Here is a 16415-nt window from a genome sequence, read left to right as displayed (position 1 = left end):
GCGCTTCGTTTGTCATGGGTAAGGGTCTGTGTGCCCAGCCCCTCTTTTCATTCTCCGGGAAGTACTTATGACCGACCCCAAACGCAGCGCCTTCAAGGGTTTACTCGCCTTGCTAAGGCCCTTTCGTACCATCGTGACGATCTCCGTCGCCCTCGGCATGGTGGGCGGCCTGGCCATTACCTTGCTGCTCGCCACCATCAATAACGCGCTGCATTCGGTCAACGGCATGACCCAAGGCGTGGTCCTGACCTTTGCGGCGCTGTGCGTACTGGCGCTGATCAGCTCGATAATTTCCGACATTGGCACCAACTATGTCGGGCAACGCATCATTGCCGCCCTGCGCAAAGATCTGGGCGAGAAAGTGCTGTCGGCACCCATCGGCCAGATCGAGCGCTACCGCTCCCACCGGCTGATCCCGGTGCTGACCCATGACGTCGACACCATCAGCGATTTTTCTTTCGCCTTCACGCCACTGGCCATCGCCGCCACGGTGACCCTCGGTTGCCTGGGCTACCTTGCCTACCTGTCGGTGCCGATGTTCCTGATGATGGTGGTGGCGATCATCATCGGCAGCGCCGTGCAATTCATTGCCGGTGGCAAAGGCATCCAGGGCTTTGACTTGGCGCGCAGCCATGAAGATGAATTGCAGCGCTACTACAACGCGATCGCTTCCGGCGCCAAGGAGCTGCGCATGCACCGCCCACGGCGCTATCGCATGAATACCCATCGCATCCAGGAAACCGCAGACCGCATCAGCGATATCCAGGTGCGTTCGGTCAACATTTATATCCTCGCCAAGACGTTCGGCTCGATGCTGTTCTTCGTGGTAATCGGCCTGGCCCTGGCGATGCAGGCCTACAACCCGAACCCCGACCCTACGGTGATCACCGGCTTCGTGCTGGTGCTGCTGTACATGAAAGGCCCGCTGGAACACCTGCTCGGTTACCTGCCGGTGGTGGGCAAGGCCAAGATCGCCTTTGGCCGGATCAGCGAGCTGTCGGAGCGCTTCTCCTCCCCCGAACCGCACCTGCTGATGGATGACAGCGAAGCGCCAAAACCGGTCGTCAACAGCCTGGAACTGCGCGGCGTGAGCTACAGCCCACCGGCGATTGAAGGCAGCGAACCGTTCCACCTGGGGCCGATCAACCTGAGCATCAAACAAGGCGATATCGTGTTTATCGTCGGCGAGAACGGCAGCGGCAAGACCACCCTGATCAAACTACTGCTGGGCTTGTATCCGCCCCAGGCGGGCGAGATCCGCCTGAACGGCGAGGCCGTCACCGACCCCGAGCGCGATGACTATCGCCAACTCTTCACAACGATCTTCTCCGACTACTACCTGTTCGACGATCTGGTGCAAGGCAGCGCCACCCATTCACTGGATAGCGCCGCCAAATACCTGGAGCGCCTGGAGATTGCGCACAAGGTCAGCGTCAAGGACGGCGTGTTCAGCACTACCGACCTGTCTACCGGCCAACGCAAACGCCTGGCATTGGTCAACGCCTGGCTCGAAGAGCGCCCGGTACTGGTGTTCGACGAATGGGCCGCCGACCAGGACCCGGCTTTCCGCCGGATTTTCTACACCGAGCTGCTGCCGGACCTCAAGCGCCTGGGCAAAACCATCATCGTAATCAGCCACGACGACCGCTACTTCGACATCGCCGATCAATTGGTGCGACTGCGCGCCGGCCAGGTGGTGCACGAAATGGAGCCTGCCTGAAATTTATTTTCCGGTTTTTACAAGTAGGAACGTCTCACTAGTGGTAATGAGAACAATACTCAATAAACACCTATAACTTGCCCACTTAAACATAGAAGAGAAAGCATCCATGCCAGCAAGACTCGGTCTCAGCCCCCTGAGCAAAGCGCTATCCATGCGCCGGGCCCTGAACATCAATCTTCTTCCGAGCGCCTTGGCCCTGGCGATATCGCTGCCGGTTGCAGGTTATGCGCAGGCACAGGAGATCGAGCTGGATATTCCTGCACAGTCGCTAGGGAGCGCACTGCAGGAGTTTGGGCGCCAGACCAACGTGCAGGTGCTGTACAGCCCGAGCGATGTGCAGGGCAAGAGCAGCCACGCAGTCAAGGGCAAAATGGAACCGCAGCGGGCAATCGACACCTTGCTGGGTGGCACAGAGACAACCCACACCTTCAATGGCAACTCGCTGACCGTGACCGCCGCCGGTACATCCGCAGCGTTGGAATTGAGCCCTACCGAGGTAACCGGCAACGCCCTGGGCAACATCACCGAGGGCTCCGGTTCCTACACGCCAGGCACCATTGCCACGGCAACCCGCTTGAGCCTGACGCCGCGGCAAACCCCGCAGTCGATTACGGTGATCACCCGCCAGCACATCGAAGACTTTGGCCTCAATAACGTCGATGACGTGATGCGCCACACCCCGGGCATCACCGTGTCGGCCTATGACACCGACCGTACCAACTACTATTCCCGTGGTTTTTCGGTCAACAGCTTCCAGTACGACGGCATTCCGTCCACCGTGCGCAACGTTGGCTATTCGGCAGGTAACACCCTGAGCGACATGGCGATCTACGACCGCGTCGAAGTTCTCAAGGGCGCCACCGGCCTGCTCAACGGTGCCGGCTCTCTGGGCGCGACCATCAACCTGATTCGCAAGAAGCCCACCTCGGAATTCAAAGGCCATGTGCAACTGGGCGCAGGTTCCTGGGACAACTACCGCAGCGAAGTCGACGTCAGCGGCCCGTTGACCGACAGCGGCAACGTCCGTGGTCGCGCAGTGGCGGCGTACCAAGACAAAAATTCCTTCATGGACCACTACTCCCGCAAGACCGAAACCTACTACGGCATTACCGAGTTCGACCTGTCCCCCGATACCATGCTGACCGTGGGCTTCGACTACCAGGACAGCATTCCACAAGGTTCGAGTTGGTCTGGTTCCTTCCCGCTGGTGAAATACGACGGCAGCATCAACAAGATGCCCCGCTCCTACAACAACGGCACCACCTGGAGTTCCTGGGAACAAAACACCCGCACCGCCTTTGCCATGCTCGAGCATGATCTGGGCGATGGCTGGGTCACCAAGTTCCAACTTGACCACAAGATCAACAGCTACCACGCCGACCTTGGCTCGATTCAGTTCGTTGAGCCCCAGTCCGATGGCAGCGCGTCGGTCAATGGGCAGAAGTACACGGGCGAAACCAAAAGCACCTCGGCCGATCTGTATGCCACCGGGCCTTTCAGCTTGTTCGGCCGCGACCATGAACTGGTCGTAGGCGGCTCGATCGGCACCTCGCGCTGGCAGGGCAAGGGTTATTGGTCACCGGAATGGCCAGGCGGCAACAAAGTCGATTTCTACAACTGGAATGGCAAGATCGCCAAGCCGATCTACGGCCCGGTCCAGCAGTACACCGACGACAATATCCGTCAGACCGGCTACTACGTGACGACACGCTTGAACGTAATGGATGACCTGAACGTGATTCTCGGCGGTCGCGTCGCCAACTATCACGTCACCGGTATTAACCCCTCCTATAAGGAAACCGGCCGGTTCATCCCGTATGCGGGTGTGATCTATGACCTGAACGACAATTTCTCGGTGTACACCAGCTATACCGATATTTTCCAACCTCAGGAAAGCACCTATAAAGACCGCAACCAGACGCTGCTGGAGCCGGACGAAGGGCAAAACTACGAGATAGGCTTGAAGGGCGAGTTCTTTGACGGCCGCTTGAACACCAGCCTTGCGTATTTCGAGGTGCATGAGACCAATCGCGCTATCTCTGACGATGCCTACAACAACCAAACCCCGACACCCGACAACTATGCGTTCAAGGGTTCCAAGGCCGTCACTAAAGGCTACGAAGCAGAAATCTCCGGTGAGCTGAGCCCAGGCTGGCAGCTGCAGGGCGGTTACACCCACAAGATCGTGCGCGACGAAGACGGCAAGAAAATCTCCACCTTCGAGCCGGAAAATCAGGTCAACCTGAACACCACCTACAAACTCAAGGGTGCTCTGGATAAGTTCACCGTCGGTGGCGGTGTGCGCTGGCAGACCAAGGCTTGGAATGAAATCTGGAACCAGCCGCTCAATAAAAACCAGGACATCACCCAGTCGTCCTATACAGTGGTGGACCTGATGACCCGCTACCAGGTCACCAAGAACCTCTCGGCGACCGTCAACCTCAACAATATCTTCGACACCACCTACTACACCAACGTGGGCTTCTATAACTCGGCCGCCTACGGTGAGCCGCGTAACGTGATGTTCAGCACCCGCTGGGACTTCTGATCAAATGCACTGATCGCCCAGGCGATCAACCCAACGCCCGATGAAAGCGCCGCTCTCATCGGGCTTTTTTATGCCTGTGTATTAAGACCATGCTCGGTCAACTGTGGGAGCTGGCGTGTCTGCGATGCATGCACCTCGAAATATCAGGCCCCCAGTCGATGCCATCGCAGGCAAGCCAGCCCCCACAGAAAATCACGTCTGCGGAGCCCTTTTTGATGCCTGCCCGACCTGAAATCCAGCACAAAAAACCCGGATCAATGATCCGGGTTGATTCGTGCGTCGCCCTCCTTACTCCATGGCGGCCACCAGGCTGTTGATGAACGCGGCGCTGTCGATAATGCCGTCATGATCGGTGTCGATCATCACCGAACGCTCGATGCGCCCCTGCCCAATCACCTTCGCCATGTTCTGTTCGATCAGGTCCTTGAACTGCCCCGCGCGGCTCAATGAGGCCCACCAGCAACTGACCGACGCCTGGATCGGCTTGAAGTCCGCCGCTTCCAAGCGTTCGCTCAACGCACGGTCAACCTCCCAGGAAATCTGCGCCTCGTTGCCACGCAGCAACTCTTCCTTGATGCGGGTAAAACCTTCACCCAAATGCTGCTCTGCCCAGGCCACGAACGCGTGCCATTGCCCGTCTTCATCCGCTGCCTGACGCTGGCACTCCTGCCACGCACCTTCAATCTGCTCGGAAAACGCCGGGAACATTGCCCCAAGCAACGCCGCACGGCGCTCATTGGCGGATGCCTCGCGCCCCTCCTCCACGATCACCGCGTCCCAATACGGCTTGAGCCACTGCGGCGGCGCCGAATCGATCCAGCCGACAAACTCCACCTCACGCCCTGCTTGCTCCAGCGCATAGGCGACTTCCATCGCCAGGTTGCCGCCCAGCGACCAACCGGCCAAGCGATAGGCACCCTGTGGCTGAGCCGCCAATAATTGCGCGGCGTAATCGTCAACCATCGCCTGCCATTCAGGCACCGACGCGCCCTCTTCCACCAGCGCACGACAGATCACCCCGTACACCGGGCGTTGCTCGCGCAGCGCCAGGGCGATCGCGGTGTAGCAATGCACCGAACCAAAGCTTGGGTGGAACATGAACAGCGGCGTACCTTGAGTCTGGCTGTTGAGCTTGACGATCAACTCGCTGCGCGCATCGCCCTGCAGGCAATTAACCTGCCCGCGCACGGTTGGGTTGAGCATCAATTGGCTGACAGACAGGTTGACCCCGCTGACCTGCCGGATGCGCTCCTTGAGCAACAGCACGCGCAAGGAGTGGCCGCCCAACTCGAAGAAGTTGTCGTTCAACCCCACCCGCTCAACACCCAGCACCTCGCTCCAGATCGCTGCAACCTGTTGCTCAATCTCGCTGTGCGGCGCCTGGTATTGGTCTGCGCCGCTGGCTTCAGGCTTGGGCAGCGCCTTGCGATCCAGTTTGCCATTCGGGCTCAGCGGCATCTGCTCAAGCACGACCCACTGCGCGGGCACCATATAATCCGGCAAGTGCGCAGCCAAGTGCGTGCCGACCACGGATTTCCAATCCTCACTCGGCGCCTGCAGTACCAGGTAACCCACCAAATGCGTGCCGTCCACGGCCAGCACGGCCGCTTCACGCACGCACTCATGCTCCAGCAGACGCGCCTCGATTTCACCCAACTCGATGCGCAGCCCGCGCAGTTTGACCTGATGGTCGATGCGGCCCGCGTACTCGATCACACCGTCGTCGCGATAGCGCGCCAGGTCGCCAGTGCGGTACAGCCGCTCTCCACTGCCGAAGGGGTCAGTCACAAAACGCTCAGCGGTCAACGCCGGCCGACGGTGATAACCCCGCGCCAGGCCAATACCGCCCAGGTACAACTCGCCCAACACGCCCACCGGCGCCGGCTCCAGGTTGCTGTCCAGCACGTAGCAGCCCAGGTTGGCGATGGGCTGGCCAATCGGCACGGCATCACTGCCTTCCTCGACACAGGTCCAGTGGGTCACATCAATCGCGGCTTCCGTCGGCCCGTACAGGTTGTACAACCGGGCAGCGGGCAGCTTGGCAAAAACCTGTTGCTGCGCGTCCACCGGCAATGCTTCGCCGCTGCACACAATGCGTTGCAGGCTATGGCAAGAGCCGACCGCCGCGTCCTGCAAGAAGGCTTGCAGCATGGATGGCACAAAGTGAAGCGTGGTGACCTGCTCGGCGTTGATCAAGCTGATCAACCGGGCCGGATCGCGATGATCTCCCGGCGCTGCAACCACCAGACGCGCGCCGGTCATCAGTGGCCAGAAGAACTCCCACACCGACACGTCAAAACTGAACGGGGTTTTCTGCAGCACCGTATCGCCGCCATCCAGGCTGTATGCCTGCTGCATCCAGCAAAGTCGATTGGTCAATGCCGAATGCCGATTGCCGGCGCCCTTGGGCTGCCCGGTCGAGCCCGAGGTGTAGATCACATACGCGAGGTTCTCGCCATCCACTGCGACATCAGGATTGTGCTCGCTGTAACCTTCAAGCCATGCTTCGCCGGTCTCCAGCACCAGGCTTTGCACGCCTGTCGGGAGCGGCAGTTGCGCCAACAAATGTGCCTGGGTCAGCAGCAGATTCACGCCACTGTCTTGCAGCATATAGCTGAGTCGGTCACGCGGGTATTCCGGGTCCAGCGGCACATAGGCGCCGCCGGCCTTGAGCACGGCCAACAGGCCGACAACCAGCTCGATGGAGCGCTCCACCGCCAGCCCCACCAGCACGTCCGGCCCGACACCCGCCGCCACCAAACGATGCGCCAGGCGGTTGGCCCGACGGTTAAGTTCGGCGTAGCTCAACTGCTGCCCGGCAAAGGCCAGGGCCGGACTGTGCGGCGTACGTAGCACCTGGGCCTCAATCAACTGATGCACGCCCTGATGCAGCGGGTAAGTCTGAGCCGTGGCGTTCCATGCCAGCAACGTCTCACGCTCGGCCTGGGTCACGGACGGCAGTGCGGCCAGGCGTTGGTCGGCATCGACGATCAAGGCATTCAATAACTGCTGGAAGTGCTCGGCCAAGCGCTGGATATGTGCGGCGCTGAAGGCCTGACGGTCATAGTTGAACTCAAGCCCGAGGCTTTCGCCCATGCCCAGCAGCACGGTCAACGGGTAGTGCGTCTGCTCCAGGCTGTGCACCGCACCAAAGCGCAGGCCCGACGGCGCGCCTTGCTCCAACGCCTCGGACACCGGGTAGTTCTCGAACACCAGGATGCTGTCGAACAGCGCCTCGCCACCCAACCCGGCCCAACGCTGGATCTCGAACAGCGGCGTGTGTTCTTGCTCGCGCAAGCGCACGTTCTGCGCCTGGATCTGTTGCAGCCACTGGCTGACCGACAGCTGCGCCTCAGGCGTGGCCACCACAGGCAGCGTGTTGATAAACAAACCCACTTGCTGCTCGATACCGCGCAGCTCGGCCGGGCGACCTGCCACGGTGGCGCCGAAGGCCACGGTAGCCTGCCCGGTGTGATGTTGCAGCAGCAATAACCAGGCAGCTTGCACCAAGGTATTGAGGGTAACCTTGTTGCTTTGCGCGAACGCTTTGAGGCGTTCGGTGTGAGCGGCGTCAAAGCTCAGGCGATGCTCACCATTGGCCGCCAATGCAGCAGGCTCATCGCTCGACAGGCCAGGTGCCAGACGCGTAGGCGCCTGCAGATTGACCAGTTGAGCCTTCCAGAAGGCTTCGCTGACGGCCTTGTCCTGCGCCTGCAACCAGGCGATGTAGTCGCGGTAACGCCCGGTCGGTGCAGACAGCGGCTCGCCGGCATAATGTTGCAACACCTCACCAAACAGCTGCGAACCACTCCAGCCATCCATCAGGATGTGGTGATTGGTGTAGATCAAGTGATAACTCGACGCACCCGTGCGTATCACCGACAGGCTCAACAGTGGCGCCTGCTCCAATACAAAACCTTGAACGCGTGCCGATTCGGCCAGGCTATCGAGTGCCGTAGGGCAATCGGCGCGGTCCTGCCAATCAAGCGCCTCAAGCGGCATTCGTCGCTGCTTGTAGACCACCTGCAACGGTTGCTCCACATCGGTCTGCCAGAGGAAGCCGCTGCGCAGGATTTCATGCCGGTCAACCGCCGCCTGCCAGGCCTGGCGGAAGCGCGGTACATCCAAACCGTCCACATCGATGCGCATCTGGTTGATGTAATCGCCCGACCCTTCGCCATACAGCGACTGGAACAACATACCTTGCTGCATCGGCGACAAGGGGTACAGGTCTTCAACCTCAGAAACGGCAAGCGGCAACGCATCCAGTTGAACTTGCGACAGGCGCGCCAGCGGGAAGTCCGACGGCGTCACGCCCTGATTGGCCGCAGCACAGCAGTGTTCGATCAAGGCTTTGAGTTCCAACGCGTACTCATCAGCCAGCTGTTGCACGGTTGCTTGGGCGAACATGGCCTGGCTGAAACTCCAGTTCAACTTCAGCTCGCCGCCGTACACCTGGCCATTGATTTCCAGCCAGTTGCCCAGCGGCGCATCGAGGCTTTGTTCGGCGCCACTGGCGTCACCGGAAGGCGCGAACAAGCCCTCCTGTTCGCCGCTCTCAAAGCTGGTGTCGAACTGTCCCAAGTAATTGAACGTGATGCGCGGGCGCGGCAAACCCGCCAATGCCTGTTGCGCCTCGGCACTGCCCAGGTAACGCAAGGCGCCAAAGCCCAGGCCTTTGTGCGGTACCGCGCGCAGCTGTTCCTTGATCTGTTTGAGCGAACCCGCCAGGGAGTCGGTTGGTGCCAATTGCAATGGATAAAGGCTGGTAAACCACCCGACGGTGCGAGTCAGGTCGATCTCGTCGAACAGGTCCTCACGGCCGTGGCCTTCCAGGCGGATCAGCATCGACGCGTCACCGGTCCAGCGCACGATAACGCGCGCCAAAGCGGTCAGCAGCACGTCATTGATCTGGGTCCGGTAGGCACTTGGAGCGTCTTGCAACAAGCGCCGGGTAAACCCTTGATCCAAGTGCGTCGTCACGCTCAGGGCGTGCCGGTTACTGACACTGGCCTGCGGGTCGGCGCCCGGCAAACCGGCGCGGCTGCCCTGCAGCTGCGACTGCCACCACGACAACTCCTCGGCCAGCGCCGCAGTACCGGCGTACGCTTGCAAACGCTCGGCCCAGGCGCGGGTGGAACTGGTCTTGGCCGGCAGCACCACGCTGACGCCTTCGACCAGTTGGTGGTAGGCGGTTTGCAGATCTTCCAACAGGATGCGCCAGGACACACCGTCCACCACCAAGTGATGGATCACCAACAATAAGCGTTGCGAGCCGTCGGCCATGCCCACCAACACCGCACGCAGCAGCGGGCCTTGGCTCAGGTCGAGGCTGCGCTGGGCTTCTTCGCCCAGGGCCTCAAGCTCTTCAGCGGTGTTCAGCGTGGTCTGCCACAACACCTGTTCGGCCTGATGCTGCTGCGCAGTTCGATACACCGCACGCCAGCCGTCTGCACCTTGGACAAACATAGTGCGCAGGGCGTCGTGATGCACGATCAACGCCTCAAGTGCCGCCAACAGCACAGGCACCTCCAACCGTTGGTGCGGCTGCAGCACCACCGACTGGTTCCAGTGCTCGCGCTGCGGGATGTCATCGGCAAAAAACGCGTGCTGGATCGGCAGTAGCAGCAACTCGCCGGTCAGCGCCGACTGATCCAGCACCACTGCGCCCTCACCTTCGCGGGCTACGGCTGCCAGGCTCTGCACCGTCTGGTGCTGGAACAGGTCCTTGGGCGTGAAGCGCACACCCGCTTGGCGGGCGCGGCTGACCACCTGGATCGAAATGATCGAGTCGCCGCCCAGTTCAAAGAAATTGTCATGCAAGCCCACACGCGGCAGGCGCAGCACGTCGGACCAGATCGCGGCAATCTTCTGCTCCAGTTCACTCTGTGGCGCTACGTAGACCTGCTGCATCTGGCTCACGTCGGGCAGCGGCAAGCCTTTGCGGTCCAACTTGCCATTGGGCGTCAGCGGCATGCGCGGCAAAAACATCAGATGCGTGGGCACCATGTAATCCGGCAGACGGGTTTTCAAGGCACGACGCAGCGCCTCGCGGCCGTTCGATTGCGCCACGGCATCGTCGATCAACGCCGGGGCCAACGGCACCACATAGGCGACCAATTGCTTGCCGGATGGGCCCTCCTGAGCCACCACCACGGTTTCACCGACACTGTCCTGCTCGCGCAGACAGGCTTCGATTTCACCCAATTCGATACGGAAACCACGGATTTTCACCTGATGGTCGACACGGCCCAGGTAGTCCACCACACCGTCCGGGCGACCACGGGTCAAGTCGCCGCTGCGGTACACGCGGCTGCCAGGTTTGCCGAACGGGTCCGGTACGAAACGCTCAGCGGTCAGTGCCGGGCGCTCGAGGTAACCACGCGCCACCCCCTCACCGCCCAGGTACAACTCACCAGCGACGCCGATGGGTTGCAGGTTCAACTGCGCATCCAATACGTAACCGCTGCGGTTGCCCAGCAACGTGCCGATGGGCGCATACACCGCGCCGCACGGGTCGCCCTTACGGGCTTTCCACAGCAGCGGCGTCACCACGGTTTCGGTCGGGCCGTAGCCGTTGAACAAGTAGGTGGGTTTCAGTGCGCGCCATGCCAGGTCGTAACTCGCCTGGGCTACCGCGTCCCCGCCAAAGCAGTAGACGCGCACTGCCGGTGGGTTGCCATCGCGTTCGGCGTGCTCGGCCAGTTGTTGCAGGTAAACCGGTGGGAACACCGCCATCGTCACATTGTGGCGGTGCATTTGGGCGTAGGTGTACTCCGGCAGCCACAGGCTGTCGTCGCGGATCAGCACGCTGGCGCCGTTGATCAGCGGGTGCATCCAGCCTTCGTGGGAGCCATCGAAAGCGAACGACATGAAGTGCAGTTCGCAATCCGCCGGGCCGGTTTCGTAACGCTCGCCAGTGGCGATGATGTGCGCCACCAGCGGACCGTGGGACACGGCCACCCCTTTGGGCATACCGGTGGAGCCGGAGGTGTAGATCACGTAGGCCAGGTTGTCGCCGTCCAGTGCAACCTGAGGGGCGCTGTCGTCAGCCTCGGCCCAAGTTTGGACCTGATCAACCGCAAGCGCTTCCAGGCCTTCGGGGATCGGCAGCCGCTGCTGCACAGCCGAGTGGGTCAGCAACAATTTTGCACGGCTGTCTTGCATCATGTACAGCAGGCGATCACGTGGGTATTCCACGTCCAACGGTACGTAGACGCCACCGGATTTCATCACCGCCAGAAACGCCACCATGATCTCGGCACTGCGCGGCATGGCGATGGCCACGCGTACTTCCGGCCCCACACCTCGGGCGATCAGCGCATGCGCCAGGCGATTGGCCTGGCCATCGAGTTCACCATACGTCAGGGTTTGCGAATCGAATTTCACTGCCACTGCATTCGGGTTTTCCCGCGCACGGTCGGCGACCAATTCGTGCACCAGGCGTTTGGCCGAGAAGCCCGAATCGGTGCAGTTCCACAGGTGCAGAATCTGTTGCTGCTCGGCACTGTCCAACAGCGGCAATTGGCTGAGGCTTTGCTGCGGGTTGGCGACCATGCCCTGCAACAGGTTCTGCCAATGGCGAGCCATACGTTGCACGGTGCCGGCCTCAAACAAATCCTGGGCATACCCCAGCGTGGCCCAGATACCCTCGTTGGATTCCTGGATATCCAGGTCCAGATCGAAGTGCGCGGTCTTGCTCTCCCAGTCCAGCCCCTCTACCTGCAACTGCGGCAGTTGGTGCTGAACCTGGGCCTGACCCACATCGGTCTGGTGGTTGAACATCACCTGGAACAACGGGTTGTGGCTCAGGCTGCGCTCCGGTTGCAAGGCTTCGACCAGTTGCTCGAACGGCAGGTCCTGATGCGCCTGAGCATCCAGCGCGCGCTGGCGCGTGTGCTGCAATAACTGCTCGACGCTCATCTGGCCATGCAGGTCGGCCTTGAGCACTTGCGTGTTGACGAAGAAGCCGATCAGGCGCTCGGTTTCCCTGCGATTGCGGTTGGCAATCGGCACGCCGACGCGGATTTCTTCCTGACCGCTGTAGCGGTGCAGCAAGGTCTGGAACGACGCCAGCAACAGCATGAACAGTGTCACACCTTGCTGCCGGGCCAATGCCTTGAGGTCATGGGCCAGTGTCGGCGCCAGCTCGATAGGCAGACGTGCGCCACGGTGGCTCTGCACGGCCGGGCGTGGATGGTCGAAGGGCAGCTCCAACACGCTCTGCTCACCGCCCAGCACCTCTCGCCAATAGGCCAGTTGGCGCGCTTTCTCACCCGCGCCCATCCAGTTGCGTTGCCACACAGCGTAGTCAGCGTACTGAATCGGCAACGCCGGCAATTGCACGCCCTGCCCTTGGCTGTACGCGGCGTAAAGCTGTACCAGTTCCTCCACCACCAGCTGCATCGACCAACCATCGGACACGATGTGATGCTGAACCAGCACCAACACATGCTCGTCAGCCGCCAGTCGCAGCAGCGTCACGCGCAGCAACGGCCTCTGTTGCAGGTCGAACGGCTTGGCAATTTCAGCTTCTACTCGCGCCTTGAGCTGGGCCTCCTCGACATCGCCACACACTATCTGCACCGACGCCAACGGGTCGATCACCTGCACTGCGCCGTCGTGGGTCTGGCGCACATGCGTGCGCAGGCTTTCATGCCGTGCCAGCAACGTGTCGAAACTGCGCTGCAACGCGGCAATGTCCAACTGCCCTTTCAAACGCAAGGCACTGGGCACGTGATACGCCGCGCTTTGCGGCTCCAGTTGCCAGAGGAACCACTGGCGCTCCTGGGCATACGACAACGGCAGCGGTTGGTCACGCCCCACCGGCACCAGCGCCGGCGCCTTTGGCGCGGTCGGGGAATGGGCTTCAATAGCGGCGACGAAACCGTCCAGGCGCGGCTGCTCGAACAGAGCCTTGAGCGGCACTTCCAGGTTCAGCGCGTGACGAATACGCGAGACCACCTGCATCGCCAGCAACGAATGCCCGCCCAGCTCGAAGAAGTGCTGGGTCAGGCCTACACGCTCAGTGCCAAGGATATCGGCCCAGATCGCCGCAACCTGCTGTTGCAAGGCGGTGAATGGCGCTTGCCAATCGACTTGCACCGCGGCGGCATCGGGTGTTGGCAGGGCCTGACGGTCCAGCTTGCCATTGGGGTTCAACGGCATGCGTGCGAGGAAGATCAGGTGCGCAGGCACCATGTAATCCGGCAATTGCTCGCGCAGGCTGGCCTTGAGTTGCTCACCAGCAGCCAACTGTTCTTGCTCGGCCAGCGGTTGCGTCGGCACCACATAGGCCAGCAGCTGATTGTCAGCCGCCAGCAACAGCGTTTCGCGCACGCCTGCCTGGGCCAGCAGCAACGCCTCGATCTCACCCAGCTCGATACGGAAACCACGGATCTTGACCTGATGATCGACCCGCCCGACGTACTCGATCACGCCATCAGCGCGACGGCGAGCCAGGTCACCCGTGCGATACAGGCGCGCACCCGAATGACTGAAAGGGTCGGCGACAAACCGTTCCGCCGTCAGCGCAGGGCGTTGCAGATAGGCACGCGCCAGGCCGCTTTCACTGGCGATATACAGCTCACCCACGGCACCGACCGGCAGCAGGTTCAAATCACGGTCGAGCACATACAACCCACGCCCCGCCAGCGCGCGGCCGATAGGGCTGTTGCTGGCGCCGATCATAGTGGTGTCGGCGCTGCAGTCCAGCACGCTGGACACCACGGTCGCCTCGGTCGGCCCATAAGTATTGAGCAGGCGCACATGCCCAAGCCCAGCACGACGCCACAACGCCGGGCCATCCAGCGGCATGGCTTCGCCGCCGATATGCACCTGGCGCAGTGCGCCGTAAGCGCGCGGGCCCGCCGCCAGGCAATCCTGCAAAAAGAGTTTCCAGTAGGCCGTGGGCAAGTCGGCCAGGGTGATGCCCTGAGCAATAACCTGCCGGTACAGCTCGGCACCGTCCCACAGTTGCGCGCCACGCAGCACCACGGTGGCACCGAGGGTCAGGGCTGGGTACAGCTGCTCGACGAAGCCGTCGAAGTTCAAGGTCGCGAACTGCAGAACTCGGTCGTCCGCAGTCAGGCACGAATAGTCAGCGGCAATGCTCGCGAACTCACTCAAGGCGGCATGGTTGATGGCGACGCCCTTGGGCTTGCCGGTAGAGCCTGAGGTGTAGATGACGTAGGCCAGGTTGCGCGGTTCGAAGTCGAGTCCTGGATTGTGCTCGGCACATTGCGCCAGTTGCGCATCCGCCAGGTCGATGTCCAGGGTCGCCAAATGCCCAGGCAGCGGCAGGCGCTGACGCAGCGACGATTGCGTGAGCACCAGCCTCACGCCGCTGTCTTCAAGCATGTGCAGCAGGCGCTCACGCGGGTATTCCGGGTCGAGCGGCACGTACGCACCGCCCGCCTTGAGCACCGCCAGCAGGCTCACCACCATAGCAAACGAGCGCTCCACGGCGATGCCGACCAGCACTTCCGGGCCTACGCCCTGGGCGATCAGGTAGTGGGCCAGACGGTTGGCCTGGCGGTTCAACTCGCCATAGCTGATGGCCTGCTCGTCCAGCGCCAAGGCCTGGCGTTCAGGGTGCTGCCGGGCCTGAGCCTCGAACAGTTGATGCACCGCGTGCAGTTCGATGCCGGTAGCTGGCGCGTTCCACTCCTCGAGTACCACCGTTTGTTCGGCGGCGCCGAGCATCACCACATCACTGAGACGACTCTGCGGTGCGCTCACCACTGCGTGCAGCAGGTTCTGCCAGTGCTGCGCCAAACGCTCGATCGTTGCGGCCTCGAACAGGTCGGTCGCATAGGTCAGCGCCGCCCAGATGCCTTCGGCGGACTCATGGGTGTCCAGGCTCAAATCGAAGTGCGTGGTCTGGTTGTCCCAGTCCAGTTCCGAGACGCGCAGCCCCGGTAATTGCTGGCCCTCGCGCCCGCCCTGGGCGTCGGTCTGGTGGTTGAACATCACCTGGAACAATGGGTTGTGGCTCAGGCTGCGCTCGGGCTGCAACGCCACCACCAGTTGTTCGAACGGCAGGTCCTGATGGGCCTGGGCTTGCAGCGAGCGATGCTTGGTCTGCTGCAGCAGTTCGACGAAACTCATCTGCCCGTCAAGGTCGGCCTTGAGCACTTGGGTGTTGACGAAAAAGCCGATCAGCCGCTCGGTCTCGACCCGGTTGCGGTTGGCAATCGGCACGCCGACACGGATGTCCGACTGTCCGCTGTAGCGATAGAGCAAGGTCTGGAACGCAGCCAGCAGCAGCATGAACGGGGTCGCGCCCTCTTGCTGCGCAAGGCGCTTGATACCACTGACCAGCGTCGGTGACAGATGCACCTGCAAACTGGCACCGCGATGGCTTTGCTGAGCCGGTCGCGGGTGATCGAGGGGCAATTCCAGCACCGGTTGCTCGCCGCCCAGCAGTGACTCCCAGTACGCCAATTGACGGGCTTTCTCACCCGCTTCCATCCAGCCGCGCTGCCACAGGGCATAGTCAGCGTACTGGATCGGCAGGTCGGGCAATTCCAGGCTGCGGCCCTGGCTGCTGGCGGCATAGAGCTGCACCAGCTCCTCGACCATGACCTGCATCGACCAGCCATCGGAAATGATGTGGTGCTGCACCATCACCAGCACATGCTCATCGTCGGCCAGTTGCAGCAGCGTCACTCGCAACAGCGGTGCCTGGAGCAGATCGAAAGGCCGCGCGACCTCAGCTTCCACCTGCGCCATCAGGTGCTGTTCGTCCGTGCGTCGCTGCACGATTTCAACGCGAGCCTCAGGCATCACGGCCTGCAACAACTGCTCACCATCCTGTACCAACCGGGTACGCAGGCTTTCGTGGCGCGCCAGCAAACGGTCGAAACTGTGCTGCAGCGCCACCAGGTCCAACTGGCCTTGCAGGCGCAGCGCGCCAGGGATGTGATAGGTGGCGCTGTCAGGGTCCAACTGCCAGAGGAACCACTGGCGTTCCTGAGCGTAAGACAAGGGCAGCGCTTGGACCTCGTGGCGGGTCGGGGCAATCGGCAGTTGCGCGAAGCTCATGCCACGCGCTTGCAGGCGCTGATAAAACTGCTGACGTTGTTCAAGCGGCAGGCGAAGAAAGCGCGAGACCAGATCGATATTAGGGTTGGAAAGCATGGT

Annotated in this window: 3 protein-coding genes; 2 read left to right on the top strand and 1 reads right to left on the bottom strand. The window is 61.6% G+C overall.

Annotated features, from left to right (window positions below):
- Window positions 1–67 precede the first annotated feature (67 nt).
- Window positions 68–1720 (top strand): cyclic peptide export ABC transporter, encoded by a 1653-nt coding sequence (locus ACM530_RS23570; RefSeq protein ID WP_262206131.1) that lies wholly within the window; start codon window positions 68–70, stop codon window positions 1718–1720.
- Window positions 1721–1829: 109 nt separating this feature from the next.
- On the top strand, window positions 1830–4271 hold the full coding sequence (locus ACM530_RS23565) for a TonB-dependent siderophore receptor (RefSeq protein WP_416363289.1): 2442 nt from the start codon (window positions 1830–1832) through the stop codon (window positions 4269–4271).
- A 288-nt stretch (window positions 4272–4559) separates the two neighbouring features.
- Here ACM530_RS23565 and ACM530_RS23560 read toward each other — a convergent pair whose 3' ends face one another.
- Window positions 4560–16412, bottom strand: a complete 11853-nt coding sequence (locus ACM530_RS23560) for a non-ribosomal peptide synthase/polyketide synthase (protein WP_416363288.1) — start codon at window positions 16410–16412, stop codon at window positions 4560–4562.
- Window positions 16413–16415: the final 3 nt, after the last annotated feature.

It is taken from the genome of Pseudomonas sp. NFX183, assembly GCF_047943075.1.
Classification (GTDB): domain Bacteria; phylum Pseudomonadota; class Gammaproteobacteria; order Pseudomonadales; family Pseudomonadaceae; genus Aquipseudomonas.
The sequence above is the reverse complement of the archived record's forward strand: the minus strand, read 5'-3'. Positions and strand labels throughout refer to the sequence as shown.

What these genes read in the sequence shown, in the direction of transcription:
- ACM530_RS23560 (WP_416363288.1), bottom strand. Translation starts at nt 16,412, where the DNA reads ATGCTTTCCAACCCTAATATCGATCTGGTCTCGCGCTTTCTTCGCCTG.
- ACM530_RS23570 (WP_262206131.1), top strand. Translation starts at nt 68, where the DNA reads ATGACCGACCCCAAACGCAGCGCCTTCAAGGGTTTACTCGCCTTGCTA.
- ACM530_RS23565 (WP_416363289.1), top strand. Translation starts at nt 1,830, where the DNA reads ATGCCAGCAAGACTCGGTCTCAGCCCCCTGAGCAAAGCGCTATCCATG.